This window comes from Idiomarina sp. 29L (assembly GCF_004123135.1).
Lineage (GTDB): Bacteria > Pseudomonadota > Gammaproteobacteria > Enterobacterales > Alteromonadaceae > Idiomarina.
Map to the genome: position 1 here is coordinate 576433 of NZ_SDJS01000001.1, position 20914 is coordinate 597346.

At 46.3% G+C, this 20914-nt stretch carries 19 protein-coding genes; 15 read left to right on the forward strand and 4 right to left on the reverse strand.

Going from position 1 to position 20914, the window contains the following annotated elements; genetic code table 11:
- Window positions 1-2: 2 nt before the first annotated feature.
- The 9 genes from ccoO (at window position 3) to ttcA (ending at window position 7518) form a co-directional block, all read left to right on the forward strand.
- On the forward strand, window positions 3-623 hold the full coding sequence (gene ccoO, locus EST55_RS02835; protein ID WP_129496422.1) for a cytochrome-c oxidase, cbb3-type subunit II: 621 nt from the start codon (window positions 3-5) through the stop codon (window positions 621-623).
- Window positions 623-808, forward strand: coding sequence for a cbb3-type cytochrome c oxidase subunit 3 (locus tag EST55_RS02840; RefSeq protein WP_100692103.1), 186 nt, complete (start codon window positions 623-625; stop codon window positions 806-808). Before ccoO ends, EST55_RS02840 begins: the two co-directional genes overlap by 1 nt.
- Entirely contained in the window at window positions 801-1754 is a 954-nt protein-coding gene (gene ccoP / locus EST55_RS02845) for a cytochrome-c oxidase, cbb3-type subunit III (RefSeq protein WP_129496423.1), read from the forward strand. The genes EST55_RS02840 and ccoP overlap by 8 nt, the downstream gene beginning before the upstream one ends.
- A gap of 50 nt (window positions 1755-1804) precedes the next feature.
- On the forward strand, window positions 1805-2302 hold the full coding sequence (locus tag EST55_RS02850; RefSeq protein ID WP_129496424.1) for a FixH family protein: 498 nt from the start codon (window positions 1805-1807) through the stop codon (window positions 2300-2302).
- Between the two features lie 3 nt (window positions 2303-2305).
- Complete coding sequence (locus EST55_RS02855; RefSeq protein WP_129496425.1) at window positions 2306-4681, forward strand: heavy metal translocating P-type ATPase metal-binding domain-containing protein; 2376 nt, start codon at window positions 2306-2308, stop codon at window positions 4679-4681.
- Complete coding sequence (gene ccoS, locus EST55_RS02860) at window positions 4678-4893, forward strand: cbb3-type cytochrome oxidase assembly protein CcoS (protein WP_129496426.1); 216 nt, start codon at window positions 4678-4680, stop codon at window positions 4891-4893. Before EST55_RS02855 ends, ccoS begins: the two co-directional genes overlap by 4 nt.
- A complete protein-coding gene (locus EST55_RS02865; protein WP_232507038.1) occupies window positions 4874-5548 on the forward strand; it encodes a sulfite exporter TauE/SafE family protein in 675 nt (224 codons plus the stop codon). The genes ccoS and EST55_RS02865 overlap by 20 nt, the downstream gene beginning before the upstream one ends.
- A gap of 69 nt (window positions 5549-5617) precedes the next feature.
- Window positions 5618-6547, forward strand: coding sequence for a universal stress protein UspE (uspE, locus tag EST55_RS02870; protein ID WP_129496427.1), 930 nt, complete (start codon window positions 5618-5620; stop codon window positions 6545-6547).
- A gap of 62 nt (window positions 6548-6609) precedes the next feature.
- Entirely contained in the window at window positions 6610-7518 is a 909-nt protein-coding gene (gene ttcA / locus EST55_RS02875; RefSeq protein WP_129496428.1) for a tRNA 2-thiocytidine(32) synthetase TtcA, read from the forward strand.
- Between the two features lie 66 nt (window positions 7519-7584).
- Here ttcA and EST55_RS02880 read toward each other — a convergent pair whose 3' ends face one another.
- Both EST55_RS02880 and EST55_RS02885 read right to left on the reverse strand, forming a co-directional pair.
- Complete coding sequence (locus tag EST55_RS02880; RefSeq protein WP_129496429.1) at window positions 7585-8436, reverse strand: glucosaminidase domain-containing protein; 852 nt, start codon at window positions 8434-8436, stop codon at window positions 7585-7587.
- 18 nt (window positions 8437-8454) lie between these two features.
- On the reverse strand, window positions 8455-9207 hold the full coding sequence (locus tag EST55_RS02885) for a hypothetical protein (RefSeq protein WP_129496430.1): 753 nt from the start codon (window positions 9205-9207) through the stop codon (window positions 8455-8457).
- A 105-nt stretch (window positions 9208-9312) separates the two neighbouring features.
- Here EST55_RS02885 and EST55_RS02890 point away from each other — a divergent pair, with 105 nt between their 5' ends.
- The 6 genes from EST55_RS02890 (at window position 9313) to EST55_RS02915 (ending at window position 15407) form a co-directional block, all read left to right on the forward strand.
- On the forward strand, window positions 9313-9891 hold the full coding sequence (locus EST55_RS02890; RefSeq protein WP_129496431.1) for a pseudouridine synthase: 579 nt from the start codon (window positions 9313-9315) through the stop codon (window positions 9889-9891).
- Window positions 9892-9969: 78 nt separating this feature from the next.
- Window positions 9970-11085 carry a tRNA 2-thiouridine(34) synthase MnmA gene (mnmA, locus tag EST55_RS02895; RefSeq protein WP_129496432.1) on the forward strand — a complete coding sequence of 372 codons (1116 nt, stop codon included), beginning with the start codon at window positions 9970-9972 and terminating at the stop codon, window positions 11083-11085.
- On the forward strand, window positions 11082-11702 hold the full coding sequence (gene hflD, locus EST55_RS02900) for a high frequency lysogenization protein HflD (protein ID WP_129496433.1): 621 nt from the start codon (window positions 11082-11084) through the stop codon (window positions 11700-11702). The genes mnmA and hflD overlap by 4 nt, the downstream gene beginning before the upstream one ends.
- A gap of 25 nt (window positions 11703-11727) precedes the next feature.
- The gene (gene purB / locus EST55_RS02905; protein WP_129496562.1) at window positions 11728-13098 is read left to right on the forward strand and encodes an adenylosuccinate lyase; all 1371 of its coding nucleotides are present in this window, start codon (window positions 11728-11730) and stop codon (window positions 13096-13098) included.
- Entirely contained in the window at window positions 13095-14243 is a 1149-nt protein-coding gene (locus EST55_RS02910) for a cupin domain-containing protein (RefSeq protein WP_129496434.1), read from the forward strand. The genes purB and EST55_RS02910 overlap by 4 nt, the downstream gene beginning before the upstream one ends.
- 126 nt (window positions 14244-14369) lie before the next feature.
- Window positions 14370-15407, forward strand: coding sequence for a Glu/Leu/Phe/Val dehydrogenase dimerization domain-containing protein (locus tag EST55_RS02915; RefSeq protein ID WP_129496435.1), 1038 nt, complete (start codon window positions 14370-14372; stop codon window positions 15405-15407).
- A 22-nt stretch (window positions 15408-15429) separates the two neighbouring features.
- Here the strand turns inward: EST55_RS02915 and EST55_RS02920 are convergent, their stop codons facing one another.
- Both EST55_RS02920 and ppsA read right to left on the reverse strand, forming a co-directional pair.
- Window positions 15430-18459, reverse strand: a complete 3030-nt coding sequence (locus tag EST55_RS02920; RefSeq protein WP_129496436.1) for an FAD-binding and (Fe-S)-binding domain-containing protein — start codon at window positions 18457-18459, stop codon at window positions 15430-15432.
- Window positions 18460-18461: 2 nt separating this feature from the next.
- Entirely contained in the window at window positions 18462-20828 is a 2367-nt protein-coding gene (gene ppsA / locus EST55_RS02925; protein WP_129496563.1) for a phosphoenolpyruvate synthase, read from the reverse strand.
- Window positions 20829-20914 lie beyond the last annotated feature (86 nt).

Below are 20914 nucleotides of genomic sequence, written 5' to 3' on the forward strand. Positions count from 1 at the left end.
AAATGAGTCGCTTTAAACACGAATTTGTTGAAAAGAACTTAGGCTGGCTTTCTATCTTCATGATAATCGCAGTGTCTATTGGTGGTTTGGTTGAAATTACACCGTTGTTATTTCAAAACCAAACTAACGAGCCTATTAAAGGCTTAAAACCATACACCGCGCTTGAACTTGAAGGTCGCGATATTTATATCCGCGAAGGTTGTAATAACTGTCACAGCCAGATGATTCGTCCATTCCGTGCAGAAACAGAGCGTTATGGTCACTACTCATTAGCGGGTGAACACGTTTGGGAATTCCCTCACTTGTGGGGCTCTAAGCGTACCGGACCAGATTTGGCTCGTGTTGGCGGTCGTTATAGTGATGAATGGCATTATGTTCATCTAATGAATCCGCGTAACGTTGTACCTGAGTCAAATATGCCAGCCTTCCCTTGGTTAGCTGAAAATAAACTGACTGGCGAGAAAACGGCAAAGAAAATGGAAGTTATGCGTTCTCTCGGCGTTCCGTATACCGATGAAGATATTGCGGGTGCAAAAGAAGCCGTTCAGGGTGAAACTGAAATGAATGCACTTATTGCGTATCTTCAGTCCCTGGGTACCGCTTTACAGCAGGCCGATAAATAATGGATTACGGAACTTGGCGCGGTGTATTTAGCCTGATCATTCTGGCAATTTTTATTGCCATTGTGTTCTGGGCTTTCAGCCGCCGCAGTAAAAAACAATTTGATGAAGCCGCCAACTCTATTTTTGAGGATGAGACTTCATCAACGACTAATAGCGACAAACCGGAGTCGAAGAAAGATGAGTAGCTTCTGGAGTGCATGGATCATTGTTTTAACGCTAGGCCTTTTATTCGTTCTGATATGGCTACTGCGTTGGAACATGAAAAACTACACACACATCGAAGAAGGTCAGGAAATGGACCACGAATTCGATGGCATTGTGGAGATGAATAACCCACTTCCTAAGTGGTGGACTTACTTATTTTGGGCGTGTTTTGCCTGGGGCTTTATATACTTAGCACTATACCCTGGTCTAGGTAACTTTCAGGGACTATTAGGATGGAAAAGCTCTAACCAAGACGTTCAGTCGTTAGAAGAATCTCGTCAGGCAATGAAAGAAGCCAAAGAACAAGGCTTGATTGTTGAATATGACCGAGCGGTTCGCGACGCTGAAGAAAAGTATGGACCAATCTTTGAAGCTTATGCTCAACAGCCTATCGAAGAGTTGGCTCATAACGAAGACGCATTGGATGTCGGCCAGCGCTTGTTCTTGCAAAATTGTGCTCAGTGTCACGGTTCAAACGCAATGGGTGGTCAGGGCTTCCCTAACCTAACTGATGATGCTTGGCTATACGGTGGTTCCCCGGACGCTATTAAAACGACGCTATTACAAGGTCGTCAAGGCAACATGCCGGCATTTGGCGAGCAGTTTAGTGACAAGCAAATTACAGAGCTTGCTAACTACGTTGCGAGTCTAAGTGGCCGTGACCGTGATCCTGACTTGGTTGAAGCTGGCAAAGCCAACTTCGCGGTTTGCAGTGCATGCCACGGTGCTGACGGTAAAGGCAATCAGCAATTAGGTGCTCCAAACTTAACCGATAACGTTTGGTTATACGGCGGTTCAATTAATAAGATTGAAGAAACGCTGAAGCATGGCCGTAATGGTGTTATGCCTGCCTGGAAAGATATTCTGGGTGAGGATAAAATACACGTTATATCGGCTTATGTTTACTCGCTCTCTGATGACGAGTAAAAGGAAATCACAAGCCCCGCTACGGCGGGGTTTTTTGTAAGAGGTTTACTATGCAACAACCTTGGTATAAGCAGTTCTGGCCTTGGTTTCTCATTTCTCTTCCTGTTACGGTAATGATCGTTTGCGGCGTTATTATTTATCTATCCGTAAGTCAGGGTAATTTTTCAATGGTCGTTGATGACTACTACAAACGCGGCAAAACCATTAATGCGATTATTGAGCACGTTGAAGAAGCGCAGAGACGTAATATTAGCTTTGAATTTATCGCCAACAATGGTGTTTTTGAGCTGCGCTATAAAACAGGAAAACCGGAAGAACTGAGTGCTTTGAAAGTTCATTTCGTACACGCAACACAGGCGTCCAAAGATTTCGATTTAATGGTGACAGGCAGCGCGGACGGAACTTACCGTACGGAAATACCAAAAGATATTGGTGGTAAATGGACCATTACGGTTGAACCATTCGATGGTGTCTGGAAAGTCAGCGAAAAATATCAATTGCCAAAAGCTGAATTTACGCCGCTGCGCCCTCTTTTATATGGCGTTTAAGCAATGGAATGTTTTCACTGTTTACAGCCAGTACCAAGGGGCGTCGATTTAACCGTCCGGTATAGAGGTGAAGAAAAAGCCGTTTGTTGTGCTGGCTGTGAGGCAGTGGCTAATACGATAATTCAGCACAACCTCGACGCGTATTATCAACACCGCGATGAAAAGCCTCTGGAAACACCGCTCCTTCCGGACGAGCTCAAACAATTAACGCTTTATGACCACCCGGATATTCAAAAAGAGTTTATTCGTGACACTGGCGACAACATACAAATCGCGACACTGACCGTTGAAAACATTACCTGCGGTGCCTGCGGATGGTTAATAGAACAAGAGCTAATGCGCTTGCAGGGAGTACATAAAGCGGTCGTTAATGTTAGCAGCCGCCGTTTGCAGGTACACTGGAACGACAGCGCTTTAAAGTTGAGTGAAATACTGCAAACTTTAGCCCGCATTGGATATAAAGCGCTTCCCTTTCAACCCAACGAAGCAGAGCATCAATACGAGAAGCAACGCAAGGGATACATTAAGCGCTTAGGTGTTGCCGGTATCGCCACGATGCAAGTGATGATGGTGGCCTTTGGATTATATTTTGGTGTCGGCGGTGACCTATCGGAAAGCTTACAACGCTTTCTTTGGGTTGTTAGCCTGGTATTTGCTACTCCCGTTATTTTATACAGTGCACAGCCATTTTATGCCGGAGCCTTGAGAGGCCTTCAGGCAAGTAAACTAAATATGGATATTCCGGTATCTATTGCGTTATTAGGAGCGTACAGCGCTAGTGTGTATGCAACTATCACCAATACCGGAGAAGTGTACTTTGAGTCTATCTCAATGTTTACCTTCTTCTTATTAACCGGCCGCTTTTTAGAGTTATTAGCCAAAGAAAAGGCGTTACGTTTTGCGACAAACCGGCTAACGTTGCTTCCCAAGCTCGCCGTTCGCGAGGTTGGCGAAGGCACAGAAGAAATCGCAGTTCGCCAGTTAAAGGTAGGCGATATTATTCGGGTTAAGCCCGGAGAAACGCTACCGGCCGATGGAAACCTGCTCACTGACAAAGCGCAAGTAGATGAAAGCCTTTTAACCGGTGAAAGTCGTCCCGCATCAAAAATAAAAGGCGCCAAAGTGGTTGCCGGCAGTCTGAATCAGAGCTCTCCTATTCGTGTAGAAGTGACTGAGGTGGCTCAGCAAACGGTGCTTGCCGGTATCATTGCGATGCAAGACGCCGCTTTAGCCGACAAACCCAAAGTTCAACAAGTGATTGATAAAGTTGCGGGCTATTTCATTGCCGGTATTCTTTTAACCGCAACAGTTACCTTCTTAGCTTGGTGGTTTATCAATCCTGAGCATGCTTTGTGGGTGACATTGGCGGTATTGGTGGCCACCTGCCCTTGTGCACTGTCGTTAGCCGCTCCAACCGCGCTAACCGGCATTATTCATCGATTGAATAATGATGGCATCTTGTTAAAAAATGCCGATGTGATTGAGTCGGTAAAAAGCTTAAAAACAGTCTTTCTGGATAAAACCGGCACCTTAACTGAAGGTAAATTTAAGTTACTGTCAAAGCGAGATTATGCAAAGTCTCATCACAATGATGCTCTGACAGCAGGTCTTGAGAGTCACTCTGAGCACCCTATTGCCGCACCATTAAAGCAGCTTTCAGTACAGCCAGTCAGCTTCGAGAGCGTCGAGAACTATCAAGGTCTTGGGTTAGAAGGTATTGCAAACGGTGTCCGCTACCGGATTGGTAGCCGGACTTTTATTCAGCAGTGGCACCCTCAACACCAGCCTGACGGTCAACATCAGGTTGTGCTTGCCAGCGAAGCGCAAGTGTTAGCCGAGTACCATGTCGATGATCAGTTGCGCTCAGGTGCGTCAGAAACAATCGCAACGCTGAAGCAACAAGGGTACACACCGATTATTGTCAGTGGAGACAGCAAAGACAGAGTTGAGAACGTCGCTAACAGACTAGGCATAAAAAAATGGCACGGTGAAACAAAGCCTGAAGACAAGCTTAGCTTGATTATTGATGCGCAAAGCAGCGGTCAAACGGTGTGGATGGTTGGTGATGGCATAAACGACAGTCCGGTGCTCGCGCAGGCTGACCTTTCTATGACCTTTTCAAGTGCGTCTGACCTTGCTCAAACGTCAGCGGATATTATTTTAATGGGTGAGTCGCTTTGGCAAATTGAAACGGTTATTAAGGGTGCGACAAAAGTACGCAGCATTATGCGGCAGAATTTCAGTTGGGCTTTGCTGTATAATGTCAGCATATTACCCTTTGCAGCGCTTGGCTTTGTTGCGCCATGGGCAGCCGCGTTGGGTATGTCACTAAGTTCCTTATTGGTTATCGCCAATTCATTAAGGCTTTATAAAAAATGAGTGTTATTTACGCATTAATTCCGGTAGCAATTATTTTTGTGATTATCGCCATAGCCGTCTTTTTCTGGGCGGTTCGTTCCGATCAGTTTGAAGATATTGAGCGTCAGGGTCTTAATATTTTAATGGATGACGATAAGCCTAAGGGGACGGATAACGAAGAGTCGAACGAGCAAAATAACAAGCCGGATAGTGATGATGACATCAAGCGCTGATTATATAACAGCCCTGATGATGGGCTTAGCGGGCGCCGGGCATTGCTTAGTCATGTGCGGTGGTATAGCCAGCGCAATTGGCGTCCGCTCTAAGCCTTATATGGTCTGGGTTTATAACCTTGGACGTATTACGTCTTACATTGTCATTGGGACGCTTGTTGGTGCTGCGATAGGACTAATATCTCCCGATGGTTCATACACGACGGTCATACTCCGCTGGCTCGCCGCCCTATTTTTATTGTTGCTTGGTTTGTACTTTACAGGCTGGTTTTCCGGACTCGTTTATATTGAAAAACTTGCGGCTCCACTGTGGCGAAAAATACAGCCGTTTGCAGGACGTTTAAAGAATAGGCAGGGTCTTGTTAATACCTTCTTGGCCGGTGCGTTATGGGGTTGGTTGCCTTGTGGCATGGTTTACACTGCATTAAGTTGGGCCGCCATTAGCGGTACTGCGCATGGTGGCGCGTTAACAATGGCTTTCTTTGGTCTCGGCACCCTCCCTGCCATGATAGCTGCCGGCCACTTTAGTCAGTTTCTGCACAACTTTCTAAAAGCCCGTGGTGTCCGAATCGCAATGGGAATACTCCTGATTGTTTATGCTCTTTGGAGTTTCGTGACGCTGATCAAACCTTTTTTCCATTCAGCTGGTCATTAAAGGCTTCAAATTCGCTATTCATCAGCTATTCTTAAGTAAGAAGCATGACTCTCTAATTAAGGAATACAGATGAATAGCTTTAATAAGTTACTGGTCGTCCTGGACCCTGCTGATGAACAGCATAAAGCACTCAAACGGGCGATGCATATGGCGCGTCTTAACCCCGATTGTAAACTCACTTTATTCCTTTCTATTTACGACTTTTCGTACGAAATGACCACCATGCTATCGAGTGAAGAGCGAGACATTATGCGCTCAAACCTCATAGCTGACAGGAAGGCCTGGATTGATGACTTACTCAGTGAGTTTGATACTGAGAATGTACAGATAGAGAAAGAAGTGGTTTGGCACAACCGTCCTTTTGAAGCGATTATCGAAGAAGTGCTGAAGAATAACCACGAACTTCTGATTAAAGGCACTCAGGTAAGCCCAAGCTTTCAAAACCTTCTGTTTACACCGACCGATTGGCATTTATTAAGAAAAGCGCCTTGTGCCGTGCTACTTGTGAAAGAACACGAATGGCCAAGCCATGGTCAAATTATCGCAGCCGTCCACACAGGCTCCGAAGACGAACATCACCAACAGTTAAATAAACGGATTATTGAGCACGCCCAAGCCATGAGCAAAACACTGGATGCCAGCGTGCATTTGGTAAATGCTTACCCAAGCGCACCGGTGAACATTGCTGTCGAAATTCCAGAGTTCGATGTCACTGAATATTCCGACGCATTGGAGCAACACCATGTTAATAGAATGGCAGCGTTAGGTCGTGAGTTTGGCATATCCTCCCATGCACAACATCTTTCTCAAGGCTTGCCGGAACAAGTAATCCCCGATTTTGCGAAGCAACTGGATGCGGAGCTGGTGGTGTTAGGCACAATTGGTCGTACTGGTATTAGTGCCGCCCTACTTGGCAATACCGCAGAGCATGTATTAGACCAAATAAACTGCGATGTACTGGCAATAAAACCGGATGATTTTAAATGCCCTCTCGCTTGATGCGCACCGCTTAGGTATAATCCGCGCGTTATTTTAAGCAAGTTGGGTAAACGGGAGCCACAATGGCAAACAGCAGTCAGTACAGTTTTAATAAGCTGCAAAAACGAATTCGCCGCGAAACAGGCAAAGCCATTCAAGACTTTGGCATGATTGAAGACGGCGATCACATAATGGTGTGTCTCTCTGGCGGTAAAGACAGCTACACTTTACTCGACACTCTCATGTACTTGCAGCGTGTGGCACCTATTAAATTCTCTCTCGTTGCCGTTAATCTTGACCAGAAGCAACCAGGCTTTCCTGAGCACGTATTGCCTAATTATCTAAACTCACTTGGTGTCGACTACAAAATTGTAGAAGAAGACACTTACAGTATCGTTAAGGACAAAATCCCTGAAGGCAAAACGACTTGCTCTCTCTGCTCTCGCTTGCGACGTGGGATTTTGTATCGAACAGCGAAAGAGCTGAAAGCCACCAAAATAGCGCTGGGACACCATCGCGATGATATGATCGAAACCTTATTTTTGAATCTGTTTCACGGCGGTAAACTGAAGTCGATGCCCCCAAAACTTGCCAGCGATAACGGCGAGCATGTTGTCATTCGACCGCTCGCGTATAACAAAGAAAAAGACATTGAACAGTACTCGCAAGCCATGGAGTTCCCCATTATTCCGTGTAACTTGTGCGGATCTCAGGAAAACTTGCAGCGTAAACAAATAAAACAAATGCTAAACCAGTGGGATAGACAATTTCCCGGACGAATAGAAAGCATTTTTACAGCAATGCAAAATGTCGCACCTTCTCACCTTGCTGACAATAATCTGTTTGATTTTCTGGCGGTAATGGCTGATGGCGTAGCAAAAGAAGATGGCGATAAAGCCTTTGATAATGAGCCGATTCAAAATAATAACTTTGCAACGGCAGTCGACACAGAAACCAGTGTAAAGAGTATCAATATAAAACAACTGGCCTGAATGAGTTCTACTGTTGCCCAATAAAAAAGCCCCTGTCGGGGCTTTTTTGTTTTGTCGCGGATGAGGCTACTGCGGCGCCGCCTCACTGCTCGCTTCCGTATCTAACTGCTGACGTACTTCATTGACAATCGGACGGTTGATACGAATCATCGCTCGTAACTCTTCAATGTACTCAACGCCTCGCTCCGAGTAGCTTTCGAGCCCTACAATGAGGTCACTGGCTGTAATCGCCTTATTCTCGAGACGTTTTTGCTCTCGTAATAAACGCAAGTCTAAATAAGCACCGTGAGTATTTATGTTACGCATGTAACTTTTTACCGAATCATTCACTGAGTCGAATTTAGCGACTTCGTGACGACCGTCTTCTTCACGGCCCTTAGGAACAAGCCCACAACCTCTGACGTAACACCATTGGCCAAACAAATTAAGTCCCATCCGAGAGAAACGAGAAGTTCCCCAGCCTGACTCATTAGCCGCCTGAACAAGAACCATCATCTCCGGAATAATGTCCATACGACGTTTCAACAAACCAAACAGGTTGTCATCGACTTCAATGTCTTCTTCCAGACGGTAGTAATCTATCCACTCGTCAATTTTCTGCTGATCTTCGGCTGTTAAATTGCCCTCTTTATAGCGATTATAAACGTCTTTTAAATAAGCACGCTCGTGCAAAATGCGAATATTCTCCGCTTCAACCATTGGCAGTAAAAACCGGAAAAATGATTCCTTTTTCTCCGACACATCCGTCATTGCCGAAAACTCTGGCATCGTCGTCTGCGTTTTCACCTCAGGAATTGGCGGTAAATGCGCAACCACTGAAGCGTCTTCCTCTTTAGCTGGCTCCTTTGGAATAAACCAAGGCGTTAACAGCGCCGCAATACAAAGAACAATGAATAAAATTATCGTAACTATTCGCATATATTCCTCAAATAAGCCTTAAATAGAAATATTGTCAGACCGATCTGGGTCATCGTTATTAATAATAGTTACGCCAATAATATCTTTATAGACCACACCAATCAGGTTATAAATCATTGGCAACATCCAAATCAGACCTAAGCCGAATGGAATAATCGCCAAAAACAAAGCCCCCATAATGAGTAAAAATAGCACAATAAATTTTGGCAGCTTGTAATGGGTAATGCGGAAAGAGTAGTACAGTGCATTCAATGGGCTGGTACCACGTTCGATAACCAATGGCATAGCTAAAGCCAGAACCACGGTCAAATACAACGAGCCAAGTAGCCCTAAATTCGGATGTAATTGCCCCAGTAGCAAAGTCAGAATAATATTTAAAACGGTCGCAATTAATGAGACTACAATAAGCGGCATTAAGCGCTGAAAACCGTCAAATACTTGTGTCGCTTTTGTTTTTATATCAACGCTGTGTTTTATGCCCATCAGCATAAGGCCACCGAGCAATGGCGCATTAATAACCGCTTGAATAATACTGGTGACAAACTGCAGTTCCAGCGAGTTTTCAAAACTTTCCAACGAGAAGAAATTAATCAGCACCAGTACCATTAACACGTTAATGCCGAATAAAATTAAAAAGCCGCCTAACAAAGAGCCAAGATGGTTCTTAGTGACATTAAATGATTGCTCTATGACACTTTTTAACGAAAAATCGTACTTACCAGTTAACGCATCGGTTAATGAGCCGCCTACTATTAGCTTGTTATCATTCACAAAAATTACCACACTTTAATTGCTGAGTCGGTTAAAATAGCGCCCGCTATACTAGAGCATACGCATCGACAATCCAATAAATTCGATAACCCCTGAAGGAGTATCATGCAGAAAAAGCGTAAAGAACGTCCTGCGAACCCCAAATTGGTTTTGCTTAATAAACCTTACGGTGTTCTATCGCAATTTAGTGGTGACGCTGACGATGATACCTTAAAAAATTATATTCCTCATAAGGATGTTTATCCTGCCGGCCGTCTCGACAAAGACAGCGAAGGCTTGCTGCTGCTTACCAACGACGGTGTCTATCAGGCGAGACTTGCGAACCCTAAGTATAAGGTATGGAAGACATATTGGGTTCAGGTCGAAGGCGAGCCGACTGAAGAGCAACTGGAAGCACTTCGTCACGGTGTTGAGCTAAAAGATGGCCTAACCCGCCCGGCAGAAGCTTTTGTTATGCCCGAGCCTCATAACTTATGGCCTCGTAACCCGCCGATTAGAGAGCGAAAGTCGATTCCGGACACATGGCTTTGCATAAAAATAAGAGAAGGCAAAAACAGACAGGTTCGTCGCATGACAGCACACGTTGGACTACCAACGTTAAGGTTGATAAGAGCCGCAGTCGGCCCTTTTCAGTTAAAAGGATTACAGCCGGGACAATGGCGTGAAGAGCCTCCGGTTTGGTAAACCTTTGACTACCGCTGTGACGGTGAAAATGATAGAATACGCGCCAATTTTAGTACGCCAAAACGTCCGAGCAAATTTATGAGTGAAGCAGTAAAAAAAGTCATTGTCGGAATGTCCGGAGGAGTCGACTCCTCTGTCTCAGCATATCTTCTAAAACAACAGGGCTACCATGTTGAAGGCCTGTTTATGAAAAACTGGGAAGAAGACGACACGGACGAGTATTGTGCGGCCGCCGACGACTTGGCTGACGCTGAAAAAGTTTGCGAAACCCTGGGTATTGAACTGCACACCATTAACTTTGCTGCGGAATACTGGGATAACGTGTTTGAGTATTTCCTGGAAGAGTACAAAGCCGGCCGTACTCCGAACCCGGACATCATGTGCAACAAAGAGATTAAGTTTAAAGCCTTTCTTGAGTTTGCTGCCGAAGCGCTGGACGCCGATTATATCGCCACAGGCCATTATGTTCGCCGCCAATATGACGGCAAAAAATGGCAAATGCTGCGTGGATTGGACAATAACAAAGATCAAAGCTACTTCTTGTATACACTGAGTCATGAGCATATCGCGCAGACACTATTTCCGGTTGGCGAATTGGAAAAGCCTGAAGTTCGACGTATTGCCGAGGAACAAGGCTTAGTAACGGCGGATAAAAAAGACTCTACCGGTATTTGTTTTATTGGTGAACGTAAGTTTAAAGATTTTCTACAGCAGTATCTGCCGGCTAAGCCTGGTGACATCGAAACCGTCGACGGTGATGTTCTTGGGCAACATGAAGGCTTGATGTACCACACGCTTGGTCAACGCAAAGGTTTACATATTGGTGGACTGGCTAACGCTTCTGACGACCCTTGGTATGTGGTCGATAAGGACGTTGAACGTAACGTACTGATTGTTGCACAAGGCAAGAACCACCCTCGCCTATACTCTAAAGGCTTAATTGCCGGTCAGCTGCATTGGGTGAACCGGGAAACGCCTGTGGAGCCGTTCCGCTGTGCCGTAAAAACGCGTTATCGCCAAAACGATATCGCCTGTCAGGTAACACCATTAAACAATGGTGACGTTCATGTTGAGTTTGACGACCCCGTTGCGGCAGTTACACCAGGCCAGTCAGCGGTGTTCTATATCGATAACGTCTGCCTTGGGGGCGGTATTATTGAAAAACGCCTGACCGATTTTGAGGTAAAACTATGAACGACAGGCAACAGCGAGTTATTGCATTAGCCGGTATGTCATTAAGTGCCGCTGCGGTACAAAAAATAGCGCGCAGCGGCAGTTTGTATCCAGAATCCATTACCGACACATTAGTTCACAGTGTGTTACAACAGTCGCCCGATTCCATCGAACAGGTTTACGGTGGACTAGCGAATATCCAGCCCGGTTTACAGACATTTGTTCGCCAAATTGGCAGCAGTTCCCAAAAAGACGTTGAGGTGACACGCTATTTAATTGGTATGCTGCACCTTTCAAGACGTTTATTAAAGGAACCTAAAGTTTTGGACGAACTGGGTCAGCGCATTTCACAAATAAAGCGCCAAAAAGAAGAGTTTGGCTTTGAACAATACCGCATTTTAGAGAGTATGGCTGGCGTATACCGTGAGTTAATAAGCCCATTGGGTCAGCCTATTCGAATCAATGGTAAACCAGAGGTGTTAAAATCCGATGCTAATCAGCATCATATCCGTGCCCTGTTACTTGCTGGCGTACGCAGTGCCATACTCTGGAATCAAGTCGGTGGTAAGCGCCGCCATTTCATTTTTTCAAGAAAACAGATGCTGAAAGCCGCTCAGCAGCTCCTTCAACTTGCTTAATATATAACTCGGAGAACCTTGTATGTTGCCCTTATCTTCACTCACTGCGATATCCCCTGTTGACGGTCGATATGCGTCAAAAGCTGAAATGCTACGCCCTATTTTCAGCGAATATGGTCTTATCAAGTTCCGAGTAACCGTTGAAGTGCGCTGGCTACAATTGCTAGCAACTGTCGATGGCATTAAAGAAGTGCCCGCATTAAGCGACGAAGCGACTGCAGTACTCGATGGTATTGTTGAAAACTTCTCTGTTGAAGATGCGGAACGCATTAAAGAAATTGAGAGAACGACCAACCACGACGTTAAAGCGGTTGAGTACTTTTTAAAAGAGTCTGTGGCATCAAACGACGAACTCAATAATGTGTCTGAGTTCATTCATTTTGCGTGCACCTCGGAAGACATCAATAACCTTTCTCATGGTTTAATGCTGGCAACGGCACGAGACGACGTACTAGTGCCAATGATGACACAGCTCCTCAATGACGTAAAATTCAAGGCCAAAGAGTACCGAGCGGTGCCAATGATGGCTCGCACCCATGGTCAACCGGCAACGCCAACGACCATGGGTAAAGAATTCGCCAATGTAGCCGTTCGCTTAGAACGTCAAATTGAGCAATTTAAAGCGGTTAACATTATGGGCAAAATCAACGGTGCGGTGGGTAACTACAATGCTCACCTTGCCGCTTACCCGAACGTCGATTGGCATGGTATTTCTGAGCGTTTTGTTGAGTCTTTAGGCTTGAACTGGAACGCTTATACCACTCAAATCGAACCGCACGATTACATTGCTGAGTATTTTGACGCCCTGTCACGCTTTAATACTGTACTTATCGATTTTGATCGCGATGTCTGGGGTTACATTGCTCTGAACCACTTCAAACAAAAAACGATTGAAGGCGAAGTCGGCTCTTCGACCATGCCTCACAAAGTTAACCCAATCGACTTTGAAAATTCAGAAGGCAACCTGGGCATTGCCAACAGCATTATGCAGCATTTAGCGCAGAAGCTACCTATCTCACGCTGGCAGCGTGACCTGACTGACTCAACGGTATTGCGCAACTTGGGCGTCGGCTTAGCTTATGCGGTAATTGCTTATCAGGCGACACAAAAAGGTTTGAGCAAATTGGAAGTGAATGACGCTAAACTGGCCGCCGAATTGGATGACAACTGGGAGCTAATGGCAGAGCCAGTGCAAACCGTTATGCGCCGCTACGGTGTTGAGAAGCCTTATGAAAAGCTCAAAGCCTTAACTCGCGGTAAACGCATTACACCAGCCGATCTGAGTGATTTTATTGACGCGTTAGATATTCCTGACGCCGCCAAAGATGAAATGAAAGCACTAAGCCCGGCAAACTACATTGGGCGTGCCATTCAATTCGTTGACGACTTAGTATGACATTAAATCTCGATATAAAAGAGTTTCTGGCGAATAGCTGGCAGAAAAAACCTTGTTTAATTAAACAAGGCTTTACTGCATTTTCAGACCTTATTAGCCCGGAAATATTGGCCGGGTTGGCCATGGAAGAAGGCGCTGACTCCCGTATTGTGCAAACGAATACGGATACCGAATCAGGCTGGCTGGTCACTCACGGTCCGTTCGAGGAGTACGACTCGTTCGGCGAAAGCGACTGGACCTTACTGGTCCAGTCCGTGAATGAATGGGTACCTGAGGTTGGTGAGCTGTTGCAGCCGTTTCGCTTCCTGCCTGACTGGCGCCTGGATGATGTCATGGTGAGCTTTTCCTGTGAAAACGGCGGCGTAGGTCCGCATGTTGATCAGTACGATGTGTTCATTATCCAGGGCGCAGGCAAACGACGCTGGCGCGTTGGTGAGCGTCAAGCACTTCAGCAGTCACAGCCAACTGAAGATCTTTGCTTAGTTAATAACGATTTTAGCGTTCTTATTGACGAAGAACTCGAAAGCGGTGATGTACTTTACATTCCCGCCGGCTGCCCGCACGACGGCATCGCACTTGAACCCTCGCTAAATTATTCCGTTGGTTTTCGAGCGCCGTCACAAGCAGAGCTTCTGTGGCAACTCGGCGACAGTGCTATGGCGAATGATGTTCTGACTAAACGTTACACCGATCCTGACAGCTCCGATTTATCGCCAAGCTATGACATTACAGCACCACAGCTCGACGCCATGAAGTCATTATTGATAGAGGCTATTCAATCTGATGACGCCAACGACATTATTGCTCGTTTGCTGTCTCAGTCTAAACGTCCACTCGTCGAACCTGAGCTGCCGGTAACCGCCGAGCAAATACCCGCTATGCTGGAGCAAAGCAACGCGTTTATTGAACGTGCACCGGGTGCCCGCCTACTGCGACTGGACAATGACAGCTTCTACTTAAACGGTGAAAGGCTCGATGTACCTGAGCCAGCACAACAAGCGGCGATTCAGCTTGCTGAAATGCATGGTAGCTGTGGGGTTTCCGAGCTAAATGAAACCTTTTTAACCGCCGAAAGCCAGGCACTTTTGGCTGACGTTATCAACTTAGGTGGATACTACTTCTTCGTCGAAGAAGCCCCTGAATAATTCTGTAAAGAGAAGTTGATAAACACCTGTTTGAATACGCGTATTTATTGATTTTATTCAGTAGCGAACGGTTGCCCTACGTGGTAATGTTCGCGCAATTTTTTAAGCAATAAGGAATTAGAATTCATGTCTCTATTCGAGCATCCTGAATTTGATAATCACGAGCAAGTTGTATTCTGTCACGACCAGGAATCTGGCTTGAAAGCAATTATTGCTATTCATGACACTACATTAGGCCCAAGCCTTGGCGGTACTCGCCTTTGGAACTATAGCTCATCAGCAGAAGCACTAACTGACGTACTGCGCCTGTCTCGCGGTATGACATATAAAAGCGCAATGGCTGGCTTGCCGTTAGGCGGTGGTAAAGCAGTTATTATTGGCGACGCTAAGAAGATTAAGAGCGAAGACCTGTTCCGTGCGTATGGCCACTTCATTGAGTCGTTAAGTGGTCGTTATATTACCGCGGAAGACGTCAACATTCGTACTGAAGACATCGATATTGTTGCCAAAGAAACCAGCCACGTTGCTGGTACTGCTGACAAAGCCGGCGACCCTTCTCCGCACACGGCTTTAGGTACCTACCTGGGCTTAAAAGCAGCTGCGAAACACCGTTTAGGCAGCGAAGACTTAAAAGGCGTAAAAATTGCGGTGCAAGGTTTAGGCTCGGTCGGTTATGACTTTGCTAAATATTGTGCAGAAGATGGTGCTGAGCTTATCGTGACCGATATTAACGAAGAGTCTATTGAACGTGCGGTTAACGAATTAGGCGCAAAAGCAGTTGGTTTGGATGAAATATACAGCGTTGACGCTGACATTTACGCTCCGTGTGCTTTGGGCGCAACCATTAATGACGAAACGCTGAAGCAGCTTAAGGTTAAAGTTATTGCGGGTAGCGCTAACAATCAATTAGCGAATCCTAAGCATGATCAGGCAGTTAAAGACATGGGCATTTTGTATGCACCAGACTATGTCATTAATGCCGGCGGTGTTATTCATGTCTGCTCTGAAGCGGCAAACATGAGCTTAGAAGAAACGGATAAGCGTGTTCGCGCTATTTACGACACGCTAGACAAGCTGTTTGCACGAGCTAAAGAAGAAGACCGCCCAACCGGCGTTATTGCTGATGAAATGGCAAGAGAGATCATCGCCAAAGGTAAGCAGTAAAACCTATAAAAAAGCCTGGTGATTAAACCAGGCTTTGTAAGATAACTTCAAGCGGGTGTTTCACCCGCTTTTTTTCTACCCGCTTAACTTGCGAGCGGCAGGAGAACCCCGTTACCAAAATTCCTGAACTACCGTAACGTTGAACCGCGTCGTGCCAACCCATGTGATACAAGCCCATACTGTCATCCAGGTTTTTAACCTCATGACCAAAAGTACCGGCCATACCGCAACAACCGACATTAACAATATCCAGAGTAAGGCCCAGCTTAGCGAACAGCGTTTGCCATTGTTTCGCTGATTCAGGCACGAAGCTTTGTTCAGTGCAGTGTAGCAGCAGACCATAGTGACTTGATCGCTTTTGATCGTGCGTCTCAAAGTCTACAGACATAAGCCATTCAATCACGGTGCTGACATTGACTGATGGTAATTCGCCATTACAGGCCTTTCGATATTCATCCCTAAAAATCAGTGCTGTCGACGAATCGGGGCCAATTAGAGGAATACCCGCCTCTGAAAGCGGTTGTAACTGTTCAGTAACCTTACGCGCGGTTTCATCAAAGTCTTTCAAAAAGCCTTTCACATGTTGCGCTTTACCATGCCCTGCAAAAGGCAGTAGTATTGGTCTATAACCCAACTTCGATACCAAGTGACCCAAAGCTAAAACAAATTCAGCTTCGTAAAAGCTGGTGAATGGATCCTGAACAATAACAACAGTTTTGCTTATTTCCGCCTCACTTAACGCCAGAATATCGCCAGTATCTAGAACATCGAAGCCGCTTTGGCTCCAGCCCGTTAATAAATCCGGCGTCGAAAAGCTCGGCGTATCAACGTAACCCACAATATGTTTAAGCACCCAGCGAGAAACGGGGTTATTAATCAGCACATTACTGGCGGTTGGGTAGCGGCTGGCTATGCGTCCGGTTCTTTCAACATTTTTTACCAGATAGTCTTTTAGTGGACGGAAATAACGGCTGTAGTAATGTTCGTAAAAACGCGCCCGAAACGTCGGCACATCGACTTTGACCGGACACTGATTGGTACACGCCTTACAGGCTAAGCACTTATCCATGGAGTCTTTCACTTCATGGTTAAAGTCATCCGACGCCTTAAGTTGACGTGAAAGCTTCTCAAAAAAATGGCTTTGCTGAGGCGTTTTCGCTGCATCGTAGCCTTCTTTTTGAGTCAATCGTAACCATTCACGCACGAGACCCGCTCTACCTTTCGGAGAGTATCGTCTGTCGCGAGTGACTTTATAAGACGGACACATAGCCGACGACGTGTCATAGTTAAAACACAAGCCGTTACCGTTACAATCCATTGCGTTTTGGTAGCTCTCGCGCGTAGCTACGGGGATTTGCCGGTCATAGTAGCCACGCTTTATTGCGTCGACAGAAACCAGCTCTGCTTCCGTATTTAGTGGTGTACAGATCTTACCGGGGTTCAACTGGTTACAAGCATCAAAGCTGGCTTTTATTTTTTGTAGCTCTTTGTAGAGATCGTCACCGAAGAACTTAGGGGCATACTCCGAGCGGTAGCCTTTGCCATGCTCTCCCCACATCAAACCGCCATACTTTTGCGTCAGCTTAGCGACTTCATCACTGACCTCACGCAGTAAACTCTCATCAGCAGGCTCGGTTAAATCGAGTGCCGGACGAACATGCAGGACTCCGGCATCAGCGTGGCCAAACATGCCATAATCCAAACCTTTGCTATCGAGTAATGCCCGGAATTCATTAATAAATGGCGCCAGTTTTTCAGGCGGAACGGCCGTGTCTTCTGCAAAAGCGACCGGCTTGCGGCGTCCTTTTGTTGCGCCCAGTAGACCAACTGACTTTTTACGCATTGCGTAAATCAGTTGTATGCTCGGCAAGTCATCACAAATTTGATAGCCAATAACGCCCTGATTGTCTTTACTCTTAATGAGTTTATCCAAACGCTGACAAAGTGTGTTGACCTTGGTATCAATGTCATTTTGGTCAAGTCCGGTAAACTCGACCATGTTAATACCGTCCATGCGCTTGCCTTCAACATCTTCAAGCAAGTGCGAGACCGACTTCCAAATAATGTCTTCCCGAGCAAGGTTCAATACTTTACTGTCAACGGTTTCAACCGACGTTGCGTTTGCTTCCACCAAGAATGGCGCATTTTCTAAGGCAGCCTGGAAATTAGAGTACTTAACGTTAACCAGCACACGATGCTTAGGAATCGGCGTAATATTTAGACGCGCTTCGCTGACAAATCCGAGTGTTCCCTCAGAGCCGGCGATGATACGTGATACATCAATAAGCTGCTCTTTCGGATTGTAGGCGTGTTTTAAATCGTAACCGGTAAGAAAGCGATTCAGCGGCGGGAATTTATCCGCTATTAACTGCTCTTCGCCAACACAAGTGTCTATTATCTGCCTATAGATTCTGGCTACGCGGTCACTCCCTTGTGCAATGCTTTCTGCTTGCTCAAGTGATACCGGTCCGCTGTCCAGAACGTTACCGTCCAATAACACGGTTTTCAGTTCCAGGATATGATCGCTGGTTTTGCCGTACACCAAAGAGCCCTGACCAGACGCATCGGTGTTAATCATGCCACCCAACGTTGCTCGGTTACTGGTCGACAAATCAGGTGAGAAAAAATAACCGTGTGGCCGCAACGCATCGTTTAACTGATCTTTCACGACTCCTGATTGCACCCTAACCCAACCTTCTTCAGCATTCACTTCCAGCACTTTGTTCATGTGTCGGCTCATATCGACGACAATGCCGGACGTTAATGACTGGCCATTCGTACCAGTGCCACCGCCTCGTGGGGAAAACTGAATATCAGAATACGCATCTTGTCCGGCGAACTTCATCACCAGAGCAAGATCTGATTGCTTTTTAGGGTATAAAACGGCTTGTGGGAGTTGTTGGTAAACACTATTGTCGGTAGCGGCAATTAGCCGCCCCGAGTAGCTCACATCAATTTCGCCGGAGAAACCAGAGCCTTTTAATGCTTTTAAAAAGCTCTGGTAATTGTCCGGTAACGCACTTTCCGCTGAAACATTCGGTAATGCGGTCATACTTATAGGTGTTCCGACAGGTACATCCAGGTTTCAATAACGGTGTCAGGGTTCAGCGACACAGAGTCAATGCCCTGCTCAACCAACCAAGCGGCAAAATCCGGATGATCCGATGGTCCCTGGCCACAAATACCAACGTATTTACCACGCTTCTTAGCCGTTTGAATGGCCATTGCCAGCAACTTCTTAACGGCTTCATTACGCTCATCAAATAAGTGTGCAATAACACCCGAATCGCGGTCAAGCCCTAAGGTTAGCTGAGTTAAGTCGTTAGAACCAATAGAGAAACCGTCAAAGATATCGAGGAACTCATCGGCTAACAGGGCATTCGACGGCAACTCGCACATCATAATGACCCGCAGCCCATTTTCGCCTTGTTTTAAACCTTGCTCTTCCAGAAGCTCGATAACTTTCCGGCCTTCTTCTAAAGTACGCACGAACGGAATCATAATTTCGACGTTCGTGAGCCCCATGTCATTACGAACCCGTTTAATGGCTTCACACTCTAACGCAAAGCAGTCACGGAATTCTTCTGAGATATAGCGTGAAGCGCCACGGAAGCCGAGCATAGGGTTCTCTTCACCCGGCTCATATTGACTACCACCAATAAGGTTCGCGTATTCGTTTGACTTAAAGTCAGACATGCGAACAATGACTCGCTCTGGTGAGAAAGCCGCGCCCAGTGTCGCAATACCTTCAGCCAAACGCGCAACGTAATACTCACGAGGGCTGCTATAACCCGCCATCATTTGATCGATAGTCGCTTTTAAGTCATCACTTTGTGCATCGTAATTTAATAGCGCTTTCGGGTGCACGCCTATCATGCGGTTAATAATGAACTCTAAACGTGCCAGGCCAATACCAGCATGAGGCAAGCCAGCAAAATCAAACGCGCGATCCGGGTTACCTACGTTCATCATAATTTTCAGCGGCAACGGCGGCATCGCATCAATGCGAGACTCGGTGACATCGAAATCAAGTTGTCCTTGATAGATATATCCAGTATCGCCCTCAGCACAAGAAACAGTCACTTCCTGGCCATTCGCAATATGGTCAGTGGCATCACCACAACCGACAACCGCAGGAATGCCCAGTTCACGTGCGATAATAGCAGCGTGGCAAGTCCGGCCACCTCGGTTCGTCACAATGGCAGCGGCGCGCTTCATAATAGGTTCCCAGTCAGGATCCGTCATGTCTGTTACCAGCACATCGCCCGGCTGCACTTTATCCATTTCACTAATGTCATTAAGAACACGCGCAACACCTCGGCCAATACGCTGACCGATAGCACGTCCCTGGCATACTACGTCACTTTTACTTTTCAGAGCGAAGCGCTCTATAGCCTGACCTTTCTGGTTTGACTGCACCGTTTCAGGACGTGCCTGAACAATATAGAGCTTGCCATCAACACCATCCTTCGCCCATTCAATATCCATTGGGCGACCGTAGTGCTTCTCAATAATTAGTGCTTGTTTCGCTAGTGCTTCTACTTCGTCGTCAGTAATTGAGAACGTGCGGCTTTTCTCTACGTCGATGTCTTCAATTAATGTCTGCTTACCGTGCGCGCGGTCTTCTGAGAAAATCATCTGGATTTTCTTACTGCCCAGCGTGCGTCGTAATACCGACGGACGGCCCGCTTCTAACGTTGGCTTATGAACGTAGAATTCATCAGGGTTAACTGCGCCTTGAACGACCATTTCGCCCAGTCCAAAAGACGAGGTAATGAAGACAACATCTTCGAAACCTGACTCGGTATCGATACTGAACATAACGCCTGACGATGAAATATCGCTGCGCACCATACGTTGAATACCCGCCGAAAGCGCAACACCCCGGTGGTCATAACCTTGGTGAACTCGATAAGAAATTGCCCGGTCGTTAAATAATGAAGCGAAGACATGTTTTATGGCTTCCATCACATTGTCTAAGCCACGAACGTTCAGGAATGTTTCTTGCTGTCCCGCAAATGATGCATCAGGCATGTCTTCAGCCGTGGCTGAGCTACGTACTGCGAAACTGAATTCGTCGTTGTTTTCGCTCAGCGTTTCAAATGCTGATTTAATGGCCTGTTCGAACTCAGACTGGAATGGCGTGTCAATTATCCACTGACGAATTTTTTGACCGGCTTGCGTCAGTGCTTGAACATCATCGACATCGAGGCTGTCGAGCAAATCGTGAATGCGATCGTTAAGACCACTTTGCTCCAAAAACTGGTTATAAGCTTCGGCTGTGGTCGCAAAACCTCCGGGAACTTCTACTCCAGCACCGGATAAGTTGCTGATCATTTCACCCAGAGAGGCGTTTTTGCCCCCCACACGATTAACGTCCTGCATTCCCAGATCTTGGTACCACACTACGTATTCTTGCACGTCACAGTCCTCAATTAATTTTTTAGGCATGGAAGTGCCGGGTATTTTACACTTTATAGCTCAACAAGTTAATATCGCTGTATTAA